The organism is Gaetbulibacter aquiaggeris, assembly GCF_044003965.1.
GTDB lineage: Bacteria > Bacteroidota > Bacteroidia > Flavobacteriales > Flavobacteriaceae > Yeosuana > Yeosuana aquiaggeris.
In genome coordinates this window covers 530859-549111 of record NZ_JBAWKC010000001.1, presented here as the reverse complement: position 1 = coordinate 549111, position 18253 = coordinate 530859, and the positions used below count along the sequence as shown (strand labels likewise).

The 18253-nt window shown below is 33.3% G+C and carries 16 protein-coding genes, 1 tRNA gene and 1 riboswitch; of the genes, 11 read left to right on the top strand and 6 right to left on the bottom strand.

Going from position 1 to position 18253, the window contains the following annotated elements:
- Positions 1-24: 24 nt before the first annotated feature.
- Positions 25-1368, bottom strand: coding sequence for an NADP-specific glutamate dehydrogenase (gene gdhA / locus V8G56_RS02235; RefSeq protein WP_395436834.1), 1344 nt, complete (start codon positions 1366-1368; stop codon positions 25-27).
- Between the two features lie 199 nt (positions 1369-1567).
- Between gdhA and V8G56_RS02230 the strand changes: the two genes are divergently transcribed.
- Positions 1568-2371: a THC0290_0291 family protein gene (locus V8G56_RS02230; protein WP_395436833.1), complete on the top strand. Its 804-nt coding sequence runs from the start codon at positions 1568-1570 to the stop codon at positions 2369-2371.
- Between the two features lie 12 nt (positions 2372-2383).
- Here V8G56_RS02230 and V8G56_RS02225 read toward each other — a convergent pair whose 3' ends face one another.
- On the bottom strand, positions 2384-3523 hold the full coding sequence (locus V8G56_RS02225; RefSeq protein ID WP_395436832.1) for a cystathionine gamma-synthase: 1140 nt from the start codon (positions 3521-3523) through the stop codon (positions 2384-2386).
- Positions 3524-3607: 84 nt separating this feature from the next.
- On the opposite strand from V8G56_RS02225, the gene V8G56_RS02220 reads away from it, so the two are divergent.
- Entirely contained in the window at positions 3608-4330 is a 723-nt protein-coding gene (locus V8G56_RS02220) for a DUF3298 and DUF4163 domain-containing protein (protein ID WP_395436831.1), read from the top strand.
- Here V8G56_RS02220 and V8G56_RS02215 read toward each other — a convergent pair.
- Positions 4307-4771, bottom strand: a complete 465-nt coding sequence (locus V8G56_RS02215; RefSeq protein ID WP_395436830.1) for a DinB family protein — start codon at positions 4769-4771, stop codon at positions 4307-4309. The genes V8G56_RS02220 and V8G56_RS02215 overlap by 24 nt on opposite strands.
- A 78-nt stretch (positions 4772-4849) precedes the next feature.
- Between V8G56_RS02215 and V8G56_RS02210 the strand changes: the two genes are divergently transcribed.
- The 3 genes from V8G56_RS02210 (at position 4850) to V8G56_RS02200 (ending at position 7540) form a co-directional block, all read left to right on the top strand.
- Complete coding sequence (locus tag V8G56_RS02210; protein ID WP_395436829.1) at positions 4850-5215, top strand: arsenate reductase family protein; 366 nt, start codon at positions 4850-4852, stop codon at positions 5213-5215.
- Positions 5216-5302: 87 nt separating this feature from the next.
- Entirely contained in the window at positions 5303-7420 is a 2118-nt protein-coding gene (locus tag V8G56_RS02205) for a glycoside hydrolase family 97 protein (RefSeq protein WP_395436828.1), read from the top strand.
- 48 nt (positions 7421-7468) lie between these two features.
- Positions 7469-7540, top strand: a tRNA-Arg gene (locus tag V8G56_RS02200).
- Positions 7541-8031: 491 nt separating this feature from the next.
- On the opposite strand, the gene V8G56_RS02195 is transcribed toward V8G56_RS02200, so the two are convergent.
- Positions 8032-8433, bottom strand: coding sequence for a hypothetical protein (locus tag V8G56_RS02195; protein ID WP_395436827.1), 402 nt, complete (start codon positions 8431-8433; stop codon positions 8032-8034).
- Positions 8434-8692: 259 nt separating this feature from the next.
- Between V8G56_RS02195 and V8G56_RS02190 the strand changes: the two genes are divergently transcribed.
- Both V8G56_RS02190 and V8G56_RS02185 read left to right on the top strand, forming a co-directional pair.
- The gene (locus tag V8G56_RS02190) at positions 8693-9082 is read left to right on the top strand and encodes a hypothetical protein (RefSeq protein ID WP_395436826.1); all 390 of its coding nucleotides are present in this window, start codon (positions 8693-8695) and stop codon (positions 9080-9082) included.
- A 179-nt stretch (positions 9083-9261) separates the two neighbouring features.
- Positions 9262-9849, top strand: coding sequence for a CHAP domain-containing protein (locus V8G56_RS02185; RefSeq protein ID WP_395436825.1), 588 nt, complete (start codon positions 9262-9264; stop codon positions 9847-9849).
- A 236-nt stretch (positions 9850-10085) separates the two neighbouring features.
- Positions 10086-10178: riboswitch (SAM-I-IV-variant riboswitch) on the bottom strand.
- 46 nt (positions 10179-10224) lie between these two features.
- Here V8G56_RS02185 and V8G56_RS02180 read toward each other — a convergent pair.
- Both V8G56_RS02180 and V8G56_RS02175 read right to left on the bottom strand, forming a co-directional pair.
- Entirely contained in the window at positions 10225-11127 is a 903-nt protein-coding gene (locus tag V8G56_RS02180) for a hypothetical protein (protein WP_395436824.1), read from the bottom strand.
- Positions 11128-11132: 5 nt separating this feature from the next.
- Positions 11133-11399 carry a helix-turn-helix domain-containing protein gene (locus tag V8G56_RS02175; protein WP_395436823.1) on the bottom strand — a complete coding sequence of 89 codons (267 nt, stop codon included), beginning with the start codon at positions 11397-11399 and terminating at the stop codon, positions 11133-11135.
- Positions 11400-11894: 495 nt separating this feature from the next.
- Here V8G56_RS02175 and V8G56_RS02170 point away from each other — a divergent pair, with 495 nt between their 5' ends.
- The 4 genes from V8G56_RS02170 to V8G56_RS02155 are packed head-to-tail and all read left to right on the top strand — an operon-like array spanning position 11895 to position 18230.
- Positions 11895-13502, top strand: a complete 1608-nt coding sequence (locus V8G56_RS02170; protein WP_395436822.1) for a type I restriction-modification system subunit M — start codon at positions 11895-11897, stop codon at positions 13500-13502.
- Complete coding sequence (locus tag V8G56_RS02165; RefSeq protein WP_395436821.1) at positions 13499-14587, top strand: restriction endonuclease subunit S; 1089 nt, start codon at positions 13499-13501, stop codon at positions 14585-14587. The genes V8G56_RS02170 and V8G56_RS02165 overlap by 4 nt, the downstream gene beginning before the upstream one ends.
- Positions 14584-15036, top strand: coding sequence for a hypothetical protein (locus V8G56_RS02160; protein ID WP_395436820.1), 453 nt, complete (start codon positions 14584-14586; stop codon positions 15034-15036). Before V8G56_RS02165 ends, V8G56_RS02160 begins: the two co-directional genes overlap by 4 nt.
- Positions 15036-18230: a type I restriction endonuclease subunit R gene (locus tag V8G56_RS02155; protein ID WP_395436819.1), complete on the top strand. Its 3195-nt coding sequence runs from the start codon at positions 15036-15038 to the stop codon at positions 18228-18230. The genes V8G56_RS02160 and V8G56_RS02155 overlap by 1 nt, the downstream gene beginning before the upstream one ends.
- Positions 18231-18253 lie beyond the last annotated feature (23 nt).

Here is an 18253-nt window from a genome sequence, read left to right as displayed (position 1 = left end):
TAATTATATTAAGATTCTTAATGCTTAAACAACTCCTTGTGCCAGCATCGCATCTGCAACCTTAACAAATCCTGCTATATTAGCGCCTTTAACATAGTTGATATAGCCATCTTTTTCTTTTCCGTATTCAATACAAGAATTGTGAATATTAGCCATTATTTCTTTTAACTTTTTATCAACTTCTTCTCTTGTCCAATTAAACCTTAAAGAGTTTTGAGTCATTTCTAAACCAGAAGTAGCAACACCGCCAGCATTCGACGCTTTTCCAGGCGCATATAAAATTTTAGCTTTTTGGAATGTATGTACAGCCTGAATTGTTGAAGGCATATTTGCTCCTTCACTAACACAGATACAGCCATTAGCTAAAAGCATTTTAGCATCTGATTCATGAAGTTCATTTTGCGTGGCACATGGCAATGCAATATCACATTTTACTTCCCAAGGCGTTTTACCAGCAACAAATTTTGCCTTAGGATATTTTTTAACATATTCACTTATTCTTCCTCTCTTCACATTTTTCAGTTCCATAACATAGGCTAATTTCTTAGCATCTATTCCTTCAGAATCATGAATATATCCTGATGAATCTGAAAGCGTTAGAACCTTAGCTCCTAACTGTATACATTTTTCAGCAGCATATTGAGCTACGTTTCCAGATCCAGAGACCACCACGTTCTTGCCTTTTATCCCTAAACCTTTTGTTTTTAACATGCTTTCTGCAAAATATACAGTGCCGTAACCAGTGGCTTCTGGTCTTATTAATGATCCGCCCCAAGACAATCCTTTTCCAGTTAAAACGCCCGTAAACTCGTTTCTTAGTTTTTTATACATCCCGAAAAGGAATCCAATTTCTCTTCCACCTACGCCAATATCACCAGCAGGCACGTCTGTATTTGACCCAATATGCCTAAATAGTTCACTCATAAATGAGTGACAAAAACGCATGATTTCATCATCCGATTTCCCTTTTGGATCAAAATCACTTCCTCCTTTACCTCCGCCCATTGGAAGTGTTGTTAAACTGTTTTTAAACACTTGTTCAAATGCTAAAAACTTTAAAATACTCATATTCACTGTTGGGTGAAAACGTAGACCTCCTTTATACGGTCCAATAGCGGAATTCATTTGGATTCTATATCCTCTGTTTACTTGAATTTCTCCTGAATCGTCTATCCAACAAACTCTAAATTGAAGAACACGTTCAGGCTCTACCATTCTTAACAAAATGTTTTTACCATAATAAATATCGTGTTCAACGATGTAAGGAATTACAGTTTCTGCAACTTCCTCAACAGCTTGTAAAAACTCTGGTTCGTGACCATTTCTCTCTTTTACAAGATCTAAAAATGCTTTAATATTACTTTTCATTGATTCAAATTTGTATTACTAATTATAAACTATACAGTTTTTCTAATCAAAGATACGATATCTTTAAAAAAAACGCTATTTTTTTTAGAATTTCGCAATGAATAATTATTTAAAAAATTATGCGTTTCTATAAAGATTTGATTGTTAATTCTGTTTTTATATATTTGTTGAGTTAATGCCTCAAAAAACAAACCTAATAATGCCTAACTTGAAACATTTAGCATTTGCTTTTTTCTTGTTTGTAATATCACAATCTGCGCATTCTCAGTTTGGCCTCTCTAATGAAATAGGTATTATCACCGGCCCGGTACAATTTCGATCAGACTATGGAAGTCGAGATGACTCTCAAACCAATGTAGGAAATATGGGCATTGGAATTGGATTCATTCAATATATCAATTTTTCATACCGGAAAAATTATTCTTATAAGTTTAAAGAAACTTATTTTATTGAGCATTTTAAGGTCCGTAATGAAATATCTTGGAATAGAACTGAATTAGAACATTTTGGAAAATGGGTGGACCCTGCCAAAACCTCCGAAGAGGCTAAAAGATTAAGAGGGCATAAAGGTGTGGCTAAAACTCTTGATATAGGAACACAATTAGAGTTTTTCCCATATGATATCAGGGGATTTGAATCCTTTACTCCTAGAATATCTCCATTTGCTAGTTTAGGGGTACACTATACTTTTTTCAGTCCTGAAGTAAGCACAACTTATGATAATCCAGACCCCAATGCCTTTGGCAATGTACTAAATCCATCAAATTTTTATTCTGATTGGGAGCCGGGCTCAGTTGACGCATCATCAGGAGGTACATTTTCAGTGGTTTCCAGTGTAGGGATTCGCTATAAACTCGGCAAATTATCAGATTTAATGCTCGATTTAAGATGGCAATATTATTTTAGTGACTGGGTTGACGGACTTAACCATCAATTAGAATATAACAAAAACAACGATTGGCTTCTTTGGCTTAATGTTGGTTATATTTTCTATTTAGATTAAATTTTTTAAAAACTATCCCAAAGCTTGTTTCAAATCAAATATCAAGTCTTCAATATCTTCAATTCCAACACTCAATCTTATCAAAGAATCTATAACACCTGTTTTTTCTCTTTCTTCTTTAGGAATACTGGCATGCGTCATACTTGCAGGATGACCACTAAGCGATTCAACGCCTCCTAATGATTCTGCTAAGGTGAATATTTTTAATTTTTCTACAATTTTTATAGCCTCATTGTAGTTATTGCCTTTAGTAGTAAATGAGATCATGCCTCCAAAATCTTTCATTTGTGATTTTGCAATAAGATGATTGGGATGGTCTTCAAAACCCGGCCAATAAACCTTTTCAATTTTTGGGTGTTTTTTTAAATATAGAGCGACTTCTCTTCCGTTTTCACAATGGCGTTGCATTCTAACATGAAGTGTTTTGATGCCTCTTAATACCAAAAAACTGTCTTGCGGACCACAAATGGCGCCACTCGCATTTTGAATAAAGTATAATTTATCGGCTAATTCTTTGTCTTTTACAACAAGTGCTCCCATCACCACATCACTATGCCCTCCAAGGTATTTAGTGGCAGAATGCATAACAATATCTGCTCCCAAATCAAGTGGCTGTTGTAGATAAGGTGTGGCAAACGTATTGTCTACTGCTAAAAGAATACCGTGCTTTTTTGATATTTTTGAAATGGTTTTAATATCAATAATATTCATCATTGGGTTGGTTGGTGTTTCAACCCAGATTAATTTTGTGTTTTTACTGATATGACTTTCAACATTAGACGCATCATGCATACTAATGAAATGAAATTTTATGCCAAAGTCTTGAAATATTTTTGTGAATAATCTGTACGAGCCTCCATATAGATCATTGGTTGAAATCACCTCATCACCAGGTTTTAATAACTTCATAACGGCATCAATAGAGGCTAGTCCAGAACCAAAAGCCAATCCGAAATCACCATTTTCAATACTTGCAAAGGCGTTTTCTAAGGCATGACGTGTTGGATTATGAGTCCGTGAATATTCATATCCTTTATGTCCACCCGGCGTAGTTTGAGCATAGGTACTGGTTTGATAAATAGGTGGCATCACAGCTCCATAAGCTTTTTCATGCTCTTGACCCCCATGAATGGTTTTTGTGTTGAATTTCATTCTAACAAGATTTTTACAAATGTAGTTTTTAATTCGGTGTATTCAAATGCAATAATTATCTTTATATAGGTTTAAATATCACCCATGTTAAAAAATAAATTCATATCCATAATTTTCTGTTTTATTCTGTTCAATTCATGCGAAGAAGAATCAAAAATCTCGTTTGTTGAAGTCAAGATAACCACTGAAAACAATGACTCTGTTGAGATAAATATTCCAGAAGCCATTGGAGACATGACCATTGCAGAGGTTATAAATTCTGAAATAAATCATACTGTAATGAGTGCGTTACATATTGGTGATTCAGAAAATATTACTTCAAAATCTGTTGAAGAAAGTATTGACACTTTTAATAAAGAATATAAAAATTTCATGAATGAATTCCCTGATAGCGCACAGGTTTGGAATGCAGAAATTGATGGAGAAGTTATCTATCAATCCGATGAAATTATTAGTGTTTCCATCTCATCATATGTCAATACAGGAGGTGCACATGGCATTTTTCATATTTCTTTTCTGAATTTTAGTGCTGAAACAGGAAAACGTATTCCTAACGGGAATTTATTTAATGACATTACTGCCTTTAAAAATATGGCGAAAACCTATTTTGACACCTCAATAAAAGATAAATCTACTCTTTTTGAAAAAGATAATTTCACTCTTCCAGTAAACATTGGCTATACTGAAGATGGTCTTATTTTAGCTTATAATGTTTATGAAATTGCGCCTTATTCCACTGGCCTCATAGATTTTACGATTCCTTATGAAGAGGCCGATGATTATTTAGTTTTTAAGGGCTCTAGATAAAGCCATGACATATCCTAAATGCATGCCTTCATGAAATAAAATAAACTGAAAGGAGTCCTCAATATTAGACAGAACATTCCCTGTTGTTGAAACTGTATATTCCTGAAAGTTTTTAAAAACACTATGGTTAAAATCCTCTTTGGTTCTTTCAATGGTAGAAAACAATAATTGTTTTATTTCGTCAACTTCATGTTGATCAACAAAACCCTCAGGCTTGGTATCTTTCATATATTTAGCTATCATAGAATCACTTACCATCATAGGCAATCCAGATAATTTATAAGCCAGTAATTGCTGGGTAACCACAATATGCCCAATATTCCAGATAATATTATTATTAAACCCTTGAGGTATTTTATTTAAATCATCAAGAGAGGTCTTTTCTAAAAATTTATTGTAAAATTTTCTGGTATTTGATAGTACTTCCAATGTAAAATGCATGCGTCTTATTTTTTGCTAAATATACTTTTAAATACAATAATTGCTTTATTTTGCTATATATTTTATTAATCCAATTACATGAAAAAGGTCTATTACTTAAAAACTTGCAGCACTTGCATTAGAATTTTAAAAGAATTGAATCTCACTTCAGACTTTACTTTACAGGACATTAAAACAGAAGAAATAACAGTTAAACAACTTGAACACATGAAAAGTCTGGCGGGGAGTTTTGAGGCTCTTTTTAGCAAAAAGGCGAAACTTTACAAGGAGATGGATTTAAAAAATCAAACTTTAGAAGAGCGAGATTTTAAACATTATATACTAGAGCATTATACATTTTTAAGCAGACCTGTTATTATTTTTAATGATGAAATATTTATTGGTAATTCCAAAAAAATTGTTGAAAAGGCTAAAAAGGCTATTCATAATAATGGCTTAATGTGATTCTTAAATTATTTAAATCGCTTATTTTTACATTAAATTATCAACCACCAATTATCACTTAAAAATTTAAACAAAACAATCCAAATAATGAAAAATTGGTTCTTCTCTAGTCTTTTTGCTTTATTCTTTTTAGCCCTTGGCTTTTCACAACAATTAAAATCTCCCAACGAAAATTTAATAATGTCCTTTACACTATTAAATGATGGTACCCCTTCGTACAGTTTAACCTATAAGGGTAAAGAAGTTATTAAACCTAGTAAGCTTGGATTAGAATTAAAAAACGACAAGATTTCATTGTTAAATGGATTTGCAATGACTGATTCAAAAACAAGCACCTTTGATGAAACCTGGACTCCGGTTTGGGGTGAAGTGGCAAAAATCAGAAATAATTACAATGAATTAGCTGTCACTTTGAAACAAAATGAAACCAACAGACAATTGGTTATTCGTTTTCGTTTATTCAATGATGGTCTTGGTTTTAGATATGAATTCCCTGCACAGAATAATCTGGTTTACTTTATTATAAAAGAAGAACACACACAGTTTGCAATGACGGGTGATCATACTGCGTTTTGGATAGCAGGAGATTATGACACACAAGAATATGATTATACTACTTCAAAATTATCTGAAATAAGAGGCTTAAGTAAGGGCGCAATATCTTCAAATGCTTCACAAACACCCTTTTCTCCAACAGGCGTTCAAACGGCTCTCATGATGAAAACCGATGATGGAATTTATATCAATTTACATGAAGCGGCTTTAATTAATTATGCCTGTATGCATTTAAATTTAGATGATAAAAATATGGTTTTTGAATCTTGGCTCACACCCAATTCAAATGGAGATAAAGGCCAAATGCAAGCGCCTTGTAACACACCTTGGAGAACCATTATGGTTAGTGATGACGCCAGAGATATTTTAGCTTCAAAAATTACTTTAAATTTAAATGACCCTTGTAAAATTGAGGATACTTCTTGGATAAAACCTGTTAAATATGTAGGTGTTTGGTGGGAAATGATTACGGGCAAAAGCTCATGGTCTTACACCAATGATTTTCCTGCTATACAATTAGGCGTCACAGATTATTCAAAAGCACAACCCAATGGCACGCATGCTGCTAACACAGAACATGTAAAACAATACATTGATTTTGCTGCCGATAATGGTTTTGACGCGGTTTTAGTAGAAGGCTGGAATGAAGGTTGGGAAGATTGGTTTGGCCATGCCAAAGATTATGTTTTTGATTTTGTAACACCCTATCCGGATTTTGATGTTATTGGCGTTCATGAGTATGCAAAATCTAAAGGAGTAAAAATGATTATGCACCATGAAACCTCTGCAGCTATTCGAAATTATGAGCGTCATTTAGATAAAGCCTTTCAATTTATGAAAGACCATGGTTATGATGCGGTAAAAACAGGCTATGTTGGCAATATAGTACCTGTTGGCGAACATCATTATAGCCAATGGACTAATAATCATTACCAATATGTGCTGGAAAAAGCCGTTGATTATCAAATCATGATTAACGGACATGAAGCCGTGCGTCCAACAGGCATCTGCAGAACGTATCCTAATTTAATTGGTAACGAATCCGCAAGAGGAACTGAATTTCAGGCTTTTGGTGGCTCAAAACCAAACCATGTAACCATTCTTCCATTTACTCGATTAATAGGTGGCCCAATGGATTATACCCCGGGTATTTTTGAAATGGATATAAGCAAACTGAATCCTAATAACCATTCACATGTTAACAGTACACTTGCTAACCAATTGGCTTTATATGTTACCATGTATAGTCCGTTGCAAATGGCGGCAGATTTACCTGAAAATTATAATCGTTTCACGGATGCCTTTCAATTTATTAAAGACGTGGCTATAGATTGGGATGAAAGTTACTATTTGGAAGCAGAACCAGGAGAATATATTACCGTCGCAAGAAAAGCAAAGGGTTCAAATAATTGGTTTATAGGGAATGTTAATGGTTTAACATCAAGAGCATCATCCATTAAATTAGACTTCTTAGAAAAAGGTAAAAAATATGAAGCCACTATTTATGCTGATGCAAAAGAGGCTCATTATAAAACAAACCCACAAGCATATACAATTCAAAAAATAAAAGTTACTAATAAATCAAAAATAAATCAGGTATCAGTGCCTGGTGGTGGATATGCCATCAGTATCATTGAAAAAAATAAGTAATTCTAATATCAACATCTTATTACAAAAGTATTATAGACTTTTAATTTTGGCTCCATAGTTCAAGGGATAGAACAAAAGTTTCCTAAACTTTAGATCCAGGTTCGAATCCTGGTGGAGTCACTAACATAAAATGTAATAAATTGATATAAAGTTTTTTACATTTTTTTATTTTATAAATGTGTCGCTTTATGTGTCACTTTTTATAAGTCAAGACCAAAAAATATTTAAAATAGCAGATTCTTATTCAATTAGAAGAAGAACTAAATTAAACTTCTTAAAAATCGTCTGCTTTTTAAGAAAATCTCTGTTTCAAAAACTTCATTCTTTTGACCTGGGGACGGTTCGAAAATTGTTAACTAGGGGGGTGCCTTTTCATTAGGTTACCTTGTCAATCGTTTAAACAAGCTTCAAAAAAAATATATTATAATTTTTTTCAGATAACTAGCTTAAGAATTTTAAATTAGACCTTTTAAGTTAATTCATTTAACTGCCAAGCAGGATATTCAAGCTTAATTATTTATGCCAGAAAGTAAAAATACAACAGTAACTTATTGAGATTGCAGTATGATTTATATGGGTAATTATTAAATTATTTTCCAAATATATTAAAACTATCTACATCTATTAAAACTATCTACATCTACGGAGGATTTAGTTAAATAGACAGGTTCATCCAAAAGGTAATCACCGTCCATTTCCATCTTTAGAGAATTTCCAGAAACGGTAAATGTTAACTTATCATCGTCTATTGTGCATTCAAATGTGTCATTAGAATTTATAGTTATCGTAATACTTGAGCCTAAATCGCTATTATAAATATAACATCCTTCATTAGATTCGTAAATGCTTTCTATGGGATTGTTTAAGTTATTAACAAATCTAAGGTATAGGTATCCATCAAATGAAGACCATACAGTGCCATCATACTTCTCTAAAAAAGTAACATCATCATCACTTTTACTACAATTGAAGATAAAAAGAGATAGTACTAAAATGTAGATTAATTTCTTCATGATAATAAGATTAGTTATGGTGTTGAAGATAATTAACTAATTCAAATTAAAATATGACAATTGTTTGTTATATGAATCGCATTGTTTTTAAGATAAATGTAACTACAGTTTTGAAGTGTGCTTTGCGGTTTTACATAACATTCTCCATTAGATTATTTATCGTATTGTGAGATAGGTGGTTATAATTGTACATGCATGACTTTTATCATTAAATTTCTACCTTTTTTTTCCAACCTTTACTTAACTAATCATTATTATAATGAAAAACATTTTAATCTTAGTTATAGCATCATTATTGGTGCTAAATTGTTCTACAAATGATAGGGATTCAAGCTCTAGTATTCAAATAAATCCTCCTGCCTGGATTCAAGGAACATGGATGGATGAAAGCCAAGTTACTGGTTTTAAATTTACAAGTAATGATATAGTTACAATTAATTTTAATGCTCAACAGAGCCAAAGAGAGCTATTAGAACTTGGTGCTGATGTGGGAGAAGAAGTTTCAGCCAATGATGAATCAACAAGTGATTACTATTCAGTGGAATTAAATTTTCCAGCTGGTCAAACCGTTATCTATTCATTTAACAGATTGTCTGATAATCAAATTAATTGGGCAACTGTTTCTGGTTCAGTTTACACTAAACAATAGGAAACAAAAAGCTTAGGTTATTAAATACTATAGCAGATGTAATTTAAGCAGTGGGAATTCAAGAAATGCTCGTAAAAATAGAAATCCTGATGTCACATATCTGTTTTAAGCAATACATAAACTAATATACAATACGTTAACTATTATTTAATATATCATTTACTTAAAAAGAATCCTATTTGAAAAAAAGAATTTGGATATACCCAATCATGATTCTTGTTCTTGTTGGAGCTACAAGCTTAATTGTATTAGATAAAAACAATGTCTTTTACAAAGTAGGAGATACAGTTGATAGCTTCAATGATGTTAATGTATATTACAATGGTAGTGTTGTTCATGTCTTGGGCAGAAATCTATCAAAAGATAATTATAATATAGGATTAAAGTATCAGTGTGTTGAGTTCGTAAAACGTTATTATTATGAGTATTTAAATCATAAAATGCCTAATAGCTATGGACATGCTAAAGATTTCTATGATTCAAAGCTTATAGATGGGGAATATAACAAAGACCGAAATTTGATTCAGTATTCAAATCCTAGTATAAGCAAACCAAAAGTTAATGATTTAATCATTTTTGGTGGAACTAAATATAATAGCTATGGACATGTGGCTATAGTTTCTAAGGTTATGGATAATGAAATCGAAATCATCCAGCAGAACCCTGGTAAGTATGGTAAATCTAGAGCAACTTTTGAACTGGTAAAAACCAACAGTAAATGGAGAATTATTAGTAGCTCAGTCTTAGGAAGATTAAGAAAACAATAAGAGGCAAGAAGAAGAAATTTATACTCTGAAGTTGTAAACTTTAAAATGAGTAGAATGCACTTTATGTAATACACAAGAACAAAAGAGGTAAATCAAATTCAAAAAGGGGCTAAAAAGGTTGGTTTGGGGGTAGGCAGTTATTTGGATAGATAAATATTATCAGTAAGGCATACCGTAAAATTCTAATTGGATAATTTATATTATTTAATTTAAGAGCACCAGGAACACAAATAGAGGAAGAGTCATTTTTTTGACGAAGTCCGCATTCTAAACCACCGTGGTTAGACTTTAACTCGGTTGGTACGCTAAGAGCGTTCCTGATGCAATAAGATTTTTTAAATTGTAGTATGTCTTATTATTGACATTTTAACATAATTAAGCACATTGTGATGATTTTAAATCCATAAGAAGGTAATATTTCTTAATGATATCATCTCTTAAAGAAGCATGAACTTTATTCTGGTTATACTTCCTGATTAGTTTAATAAACTCTTTTCGGGTTTCTTTTTTCTCTATAGTCTCAATACTGTTCCAATGATTGGGATTGATGCAATTTTTGAACAAAATCATTTGGTCATCTCTAACTCCATCTGGGGCTTTAAGCGAATCAACTATCATTATTTTATTGAAGTGATTTAAAAACGCCCCAAATAAACTCTTGAATGCATAATACCCTAGTTGATTGAGGTTAATTATCCCCATACTTTTTAAGTACCTGGAACTAATAATTTTTAACTCCATTCTCAATATGTTCTTATCTATAAGTAAGTATTGTTTGGACTTGTCATAGACTTTAAAGCTGTAATCTGATTTTTCAAATTCCTTGTAGCTTCCCTTACCTCTATAGTTATGTTTGCTATTATGGTCTTTGAGGTCATACATGAGTATGTGTTTATCAATTAATAGCTTAGGGCTTTTGTTAACTGTAATATTAAAGCCGAATTCCAAATTGGTGATTTTAGTCTCTTCTTTGTTGATTTGTAACTTCTCACATAGATGATTAATCGCAAATTCGCATTGGGTAAAGCTAAAATCGTTATGATTTTGATTTCCTGCTCCTGTTATTAAATTATAGTATTTATGAATACTTCCCTTAATAGAGGCTGTTGTTGGGGTAATCCTGATTTCCAGATTATGGTATTTACCAATCTTTGGGTAATCATTAGCTTCTCCCGTAATTCTATCGAATGATGATTTGAAGCTTATAAGGTCATTATTTTCAATATCGGTCTCAAATCTTTCTCTGTCAGTTAAACTGAATTTTATATTATCTATCATGCCTTCTATCTGTTTAATGAGTTTATAATTTCAGATTTCTTGTAATAAACTCGTCTACCTAGATATCGAGGTGTTAATATTCCTGCCTTCGTCCAATTATTAAGAGTGGGCAAGCTTATTTGAAGCATATCTGCCGCTGCTTGTCTGGTTAACAGTGCTTCTGGTTCTTGTTGGTTTGTTTGCTTATGGCTCTCTATTATTTCACTAATTTTTGAGCAAAGTCGTCTCATGAACTCATCTGAAGATGAGCCTTCAAAAAATATTCTATCCATTTTATTCTTGTTAAATTTTTATAATATGTCCAGGATTTTTTATACCTGAATCATTTAAAGAATAAGTTGAATGCGCACTCAAAACTTATATTCAAATATAGGACAATAAAACACTCGAAAAACATGTGTTAAAGCACTGATTTTAAATCAGTTAATCTAAGTTTAGATTAGCTAAGCTAAAGCGTATGTGCTTGAAAATCAAACATATAAAAAATTGAGTTTTTTATCTTAGTTAATATGAAATTTTTTTAACATTTATTTCATAAAACTTTAACATTTAAACGCTAAAAAACATCCTTTTTTTGATGGTTTTTGAGGTGAAAAATTGACTGATTTTAACCGAATTATTCTAGTTTTCCAATCTGGTCAAAAAAAGTTGCAAAAAACTCACTAAAATATTCGATTCATTTTACGCTTTTCCATGTTTAATTTCTGACGTGTTTTCGTATCTTGGCTTTACATTAAACCATTCCAAAAAAACAGACCCAAACTCAAATGACAGGAGAACAACTCAAAGCTTTAGAAGGCAGATTATGGAAAGCAGCAGATGACCTTAGAGCTAATAGTAAACTTACCGCAACAGAATATAGTTTCCCCGTACTGGGAATCATCTTTTTAAGACACGCACACAATAGGTTTGTAATAGCTAAAAAGGAAATAGAAAAAACTTTACCAGTGCATCCTACACGTGGAGTAAGACCTATGGCTAAGAATGATTTCTTAGATGCCAAAGCTATTTTCTTACCTGAAGACTCTAGGTGGGATACCATTGTAGGCTTACCAGATAGTAGCGATTTAGGAGAATACTTAAACGAAGCCATGCGTAATATTGAGGCTGAATATGAAGATTTGCTTGGGGTATTGCCAAAGAGCTATAACCTATTTGAAAAAGACCTTCTGCAACGACTGATACGCATTTTTAATGATGAAGCTTTAGACCATTTGCCTGGTGATGCCTTTGGGCAGATATACGAGTATTTCTTAAACAAGTTCGCCATGAGTGGTGCCCAGGAAGGTGGGGAATTTTTCACGCCTCCGTCTCTGGTAAAAACCATTGTTAATATTATTGAACCAGACCACGGTATTGTATTTGACCCTGCGGTAGGTAGTGCAGGTATGTTTGTGCAAACCGCTCATTTTGTAGAGGAAGAAGGTTTTAGTGCTTCCGATAAAGTCACATTTTACGGACAGGAAAAAACCGATACCAACACCAAACTAGCCAAAATGAATATGGCAGTACATGGTTTAGATGGAAAAATACTTCAAGGAAATACCTTTTATGACGACCACCATAATTTAGTTGGGCAATGCGATTTTGTAATGGCAAATCCACCCTTTAATGTAGATGGTGTAGATAAAAACAAAGACAGCGTTAAAAATGATGCCCGATTACCGTTTGGACTCCCAAATAACGATAACGCCAATTACCTCTGGATACAATATTTCTATAGTTATTTAAATGAAACAGGACGAGCAGGTTTTGTGATGGCATCCTCTGCATCAGATGCAGGACATAGCGAAAAATTAATACGTAAAGAAATTATAGACACAGGAGCTGTTGATGTCATGGTTTCAATAGGTAATAAGTTTTTCTATAGTGTAACCCTGCCTTGTGCTTTATGGTTTTTTGATAGAGCCAAAGAGAAAGATGCTGTTAGGGCAGACCAAACCTTAATGCTTGATTTACGACATGTGTTTCGAAAAGTGAGTACTAAACTACACGATTTTACAGAAGAACAATTTCAAAACATACACGCCATTGTAGACTTATATAGAGGTGATAATTCGCTTTATAATAAATTAGTTGAGGACTATAAAGCTTCTAAAAATACCACAGAATTAGAATGGTTGACAAGTCGTTTCCCTGATGGTGATTATGCGGATGTATTAGGACTTTGTAAAGTGGTAAACCGAGCTGAAATTGAAGCCAATGACTATAGCCTAACACCTGGGCGTTATGTTGGTATTGTAGACCAGATAGACCATGATTTTGATTATGAAATTGAAATGGGAATCATCAAGGATGAACTTAAAATCCTAAATGAAGAAGCAAATATGTTGGCTGCACAAATACAAACCAATTTAGAAGGAATAGGCTTATGAGTTGGAAAGAGGTATACTTAAAGGATGTAGTTGGTTTCAAATATGGTAAGATGCCAAATAAGGATGATATTGTTGAAGATGGTTTTCCAATTTTTAGTGGTTATAGAATAGTTGGGTATCATAAAGAGTTTTTATTTGAAGAGCCTATGGTAATTATTGTTGCAAGAGGTGTAGGAGGAACTGGTGACGTAAAAATGTCTCCTCCATTCTGTTATTTAACAAATCTATCTATAGCTTTAATAACTGATGACAACACTATATCTAAAAAGTTTCTAAAATATAGACTCAGTATTGCGAATTTGAGGTCATTAGATTCTGGTGCTGCTCAATCTCAAATAACAATTGGAAGTTTAGAAAAATTTAAAACTACTATTCCTATACTCCCAACCCAAAAACGTATAGCCGATATTTTAAGTGCCTATGATGATTTAATAGATAACAACCTAAGACGTATAAAACTATTAGAACAAGCTGCACAAAATATCTATAAGGAGTGGTTTGTTAACTTGCGTTTCCCTGGTTATGAAAACACGCATTTAAATGAAGAAACGGGGCTTCCTGTAGGATGGATGGAAAAAACTTTAGGAGATTTTACTGAAATTAAGAAAGGAAAAAATATTACTAAAAACACAATTAAGGAAGGTAAAGTTCCTGTGGTTGCAGGTGGTTTATCACCTGCTTATTACCATGATACCTCAAATACAAAAAACCCTGTAATTACCGTTAGTGCATCTGGAGCAAATGCTGGTTTTACGAACATTTATTTGGAAGATATTTGGGCTTCAGACTGTTCATTTATTGATAAAAATATTTCGAAATTTGTATATTTTATCTATGCTACAATGCTTAATAGGCAAGAGGAGATATCTGGGCTTCAAAGAGGAGCTGCGCAACCTCATGTTTATCCGAAAGATTTAAAGCGCATTGAAGTTTTAATTCCAGAAAATAATCTTATTTCAAAATATGAGAAATTAGTTTCTCCTATGTTTAATATGAAAAGAATTTTATTAGAACAAAACCAAAAGCTAAAAGTAGCAAGAGATATATTATTACCCCGTTTAATGAATAGAACGATAGAGGTATGATAAAAGAACTCAAATATAATGATGAAATTATACTTCAAGTAAAAGTCGAATTAACTAAAGATATTATGTCTTTTGATGGGATTGAACCAGGGAAATGTACCAACAATGCCAAATTAATAGTTGAAAATAATCCAGAGCTTGACATTATTTATGTTGAAGGAGTTGTAATTTATTATTATGATGATAATGATTTTTATGCAGATATTCATGCTTGGAATAAATTCAACGATTATTATTTTGACTCCACATTAGAAACTTTAGATGTGTATTTAAGAGAACATGAAAGAGAAGATTTAATTTTAAGAAGAGAATATTTTCCTTATCGTGAGTTAGATGTGTCTGATTTGGAATATAATAATGATAAATCAATAGTCAAATTCTCAAATGAATCATCGGGATTTATGAATGCGATGTTGAAAAAATATCCCAACTCTAAAGCAAAAGATTAATGAGCAAAATCTATTCAGAAGACCAGTTAATAGAGCAACCTTGTATGGATATTTTCCAGGAATTAATCTGGGAAGTGGCTAATGTGTATGAAGGCGAAACTTTTGGGGAACTGGGTACATTAGGTCGTGATAGTGAAGCTGATGTTATTTTAAGAACTAGGTTCTATCAAGCCATTAAAACTCTGAATCCAAACTTACCACAGCAAGCTTATGATTTCGCCTATGATGTTATAAATAGTGATGAGGCTACCAAAGGATTAGTAGACATTAACTTGGATAAATACAACTTCTTGAAAGATGGGATTCCAGTTAATTATAAAGACAAAAAAGGAGAGATAGTCCGTAATAAAAAAATCAAGGTCTTTGATTTTGAAACACCAGAGAATAACAACTTTATAGCGGTTCAGCAGCTATGGATGGAGGGCAAATCCAAACGCAAGAAACGTCCAGATGTGGTAGGTTTTGTAAATGGGATTCCGTTAGTATTTATTGAACTTAAAGGCATCAATGTTAAGTTAAGAGCAGCTTATGAAAAGAACTTTAGGGATTATAAGAACACCATTCCTAAAATATTTCATTGCAACGCCTTCGTCATTATAAGCAATGGTGCTGAAAGCAAGATGGGCTCCATAACTTCTAAGTATGAGCATTTCAATGATTGGAAGCGTATTTCTGAAGAAGATGAGGGCATTGTGAGTTTAGATACAATCATTAAAGGAACCTGTGAAAAAAGCAGACTGCTAGACCTTTTTGAGAACTTTATATTATATGATACCTCCATTGGTTCTGTATCAAAATTAGTAGCTAGAAACCACCAGTTTATAGGTGTTAATAAAGCTATTAAACATTTCCAGGAGACCAGACAAAATGCTAAAGATGGTAAAATCAGTATTGAGGATGCACAAAAGTTGGGGGTTTTTTGGCATACACAAGGCAGCGGCAAATCATATTCTATGGTGTTTTTGTGTCAAAAGATATTAAGAGTACTGGGTGGCGGTTACACTTTCTTATTAGTAACCGATAGAAATGAGCTTGATAAACAAATTTATGGCACCTTTGCAGGCGTTGGAGCCGTGAAAGATAAAACAGCCAGGGCAACAAGTGGTGAGAATCTAAAGGAGTTATTAAAGACCGATAAACGCTTTCTGTTTTCCATAATACACAAGTTTAACTTTGATGAACAGATAACCGATAGGGATAATATTATTGTGATATCGGATGAGGCACATAGGACTCAGGGAGGTTCACTAGCACTAAATTTAAGAAAGGCATTACCCAATGCATCCTTCATAGGGTTTACAGGAACTCCCCTCTTTAAAGATGATGAGTTGACCCGAAGAATATTTGGGGATTATGTTTCTAAATATGATTTCAAAAGGTCTATTGAAGATGGGGCAACCGTTCCGTTGTACTATGAGAACCGAGGTGAAAAGCTAAAGCTTGATAATCCACGAATTAACCAGGAGATACGAGAAGCCATCGAAGCACAAGACCTAGATAGCAACCAGGAAGATAAGCTTAAGAAATTGTTCGCTAGAGAATACCCTATTCTAACCTCAGAAAAGAGATTAAGGGCTATTGCCAAAGATGTGGTGCAGCATTTTAATACCAGAGGTTATAAAGGCAAAGCTATGTTTGTGGCTTTAGATAAAGTGACAGCTGTAAAAATGTATGATTACATTACCGAAGCTTGGGAAGAATATTTAGAAGAGCAGCAAAAGGAGATACAAAACATACAGGACGAACAGGAACAGCTATCTAGACAGCAGCAATGGAACTGGTCTAAAGAAACTGAGATTGCCGTAGTGGTAAGTCACGAGCAAAACGAAATAGAGAAGTTTGAAGCTTGGGGATTGGATATAGAACCGCACAGACTTAAAATGAATACCTCTGACCTGGAAAAGGAGTTTAAAGATGAAGACCATCCGTTTAGATTTGCCATCGTTTGTGCTATGTGGATAACAGGATTTGATGTAAAAAGTCTCTCCACTATGTATATTGATAAGCCATTAAAATCACATACGTTGATGCAGACTATAGCAAGAGCAAACCGAGTGCATAAGGATAAAAACAATGGGCTTATTGTAGACTATATAGAGACCTATAAGGCTCTTTTAGAAGCTTTGGCAATATATGGTAGTAGTGAAGGAAAAGGAGGCTCTGAAGGCGGTATTGATGCTCCAGTAAAACCTCTGGAGGAATTAGTCTCAGAACTTGCTGAAGCTTCAAAAACTACTGAATTATTCTTAAAGGATGAATGCAAGTTTAGCCTATCTAAAATAGTAGATACGCAAGATAATCTCCACCGTATTAAACACATGCAAGAAGGATATAATGCTATTTGTGTGACCGATGAAACCAAGGCTAAGTTTGGAGTGCTTGCCAGAGAGTTATTTAAGAAATATAAAGCCTTAATGCCTGAAAAATCTATATATGAGTTCCAGGAGAAACGGGATGCCATCAATGCTTTATATACGATGATAAATGCCAAAATAGAAGAAGCAGATGTAACTCATATTGTAAAGCAGGTTCAGGACGTGGTTAACAAATCCATTGAAAGCTTGATTTTGGAGTTGGAGAAGGTTGAAGGCTATGGGCAGAAAATAGATATCAGCAGCCTTGATTTTAAGAAGATAGAAGAAGAGTTCTTAAAGGTCAAGGAGAATCAGAATGTAGCGGTGCAATCTTTAAAAGATAAAGTAAGCAAAAAGCTCAATAGGTTACTAGACCAAAACCCCCTACGGATTGATTTTTATGAACGGTACCAGGAAATTATAGATGATTATAATCGGGGTAAAGAATACAGGTCAATAAAAGAGATATTTGATGAGCTAATAGTGCTTTTAGGAGACTTGTCTGAAGAAGGGAAAAGAGCAGAACGTGAAAACTTAGCAGAAGATGAACTTACTGTTTTTGACATGCTGACTAAAGACAAGAAGATTTCAGATAAAGAAAAGGCAGAAGTAAAAAATGCTGCAAGAGAACTTCTGGAGCGATTAAAGAAAAAGGAATTCAAGGTCCAGCATTGGGCAGAGAAAATACAAACAGCATCCGCAGTAAGAAAAGTAATTGAGGATTATTTGTTTGAGAAATTACCATCGCCATCCTATGACCATGATATTTCTGTTAAGGCAGAGATTCTATATAATGATTTTAAAGAGCGATATGCTTATTACGAAATGGATGCAGCATAAAACAGATATACATTAACAAAAAG

Coding starts and splice junctions, on each gene's coding strand:
- gdhA (WP_395436834.1), bottom strand. CDS start 1,368: ATGAAAAGTAATATTAAAGCATTTTTAGATCTTGTAAAAGAGAGAAAT.
- V8G56_RS02230 (WP_395436833.1), top strand. CDS start 1,568: ATGCCTAACTTGAAACATTTAGCATTTGCTTTTTTCTTGTTTGTAATA.
- V8G56_RS02225 (WP_395436832.1), bottom strand. CDS start 3,523: ATGAAATTCAACACAAAAACCATTCATGGGGGTCAAGAGCATGAAAAA.
- V8G56_RS02220 (WP_395436831.1), top strand. CDS start 3,608: ATGTTAAAAAATAAATTCATATCCATAATTTTCTGTTTTATTCTGTTC.
- V8G56_RS02215 (WP_395436830.1), bottom strand. CDS start 4,771: ATGCATTTTACATTGGAAGTACTATCAAATACCAGAAAATTTTACAAT.
- V8G56_RS02210 (WP_395436829.1), top strand. CDS start 4,850: ATGAAAAAGGTCTATTACTTAAAAACTTGCAGCACTTGCATTAGAATT.
- V8G56_RS02205 (WP_395436828.1), top strand. CDS start 5,303: ATGAAAAATTGGTTCTTCTCTAGTCTTTTTGCTTTATTCTTTTTAGCC.
- V8G56_RS02195 (WP_395436827.1), bottom strand. CDS start 8,433: ATGAAGAAATTAATCTACATTTTAGTACTATCTCTTTTTATCTTCAAT.
- V8G56_RS02190 (WP_395436826.1), top strand. CDS start 8,693: ATGAAAAACATTTTAATCTTAGTTATAGCATCATTATTGGTGCTAAAT.
- V8G56_RS02180 (WP_395436824.1), bottom strand. CDS start 11,127: ATGATAGATAATATAAAATTCAGTTTAACTGACAGAGAAAGATTTGAG.
- V8G56_RS02175 (WP_395436823.1), bottom strand. CDS start 11,399: ATGGATAGAATATTTTTTGAAGGCTCATCTTCAGATGAGTTCATGAGA.
- V8G56_RS02170 (WP_395436822.1), top strand. CDS start 11,895: ATGACAGGAGAACAACTCAAAGCTTTAGAAGGCAGATTATGGAAAGCA.
- V8G56_RS02165 (WP_395436821.1), top strand. CDS start 13,499: ATGAGTTGGAAAGAGGTATACTTAAAGGATGTAGTTGGTTTCAAATAT.
- V8G56_RS02160 (WP_395436820.1), top strand. CDS start 14,584: ATGATAAAAGAACTCAAATATAATGATGAAATTATACTTCAAGTAAAA.
- V8G56_RS02155 (WP_395436819.1), top strand. CDS start 15,036: ATGAGCAAAATCTATTCAGAAGACCAGTTAATAGAGCAACCTTGTATG.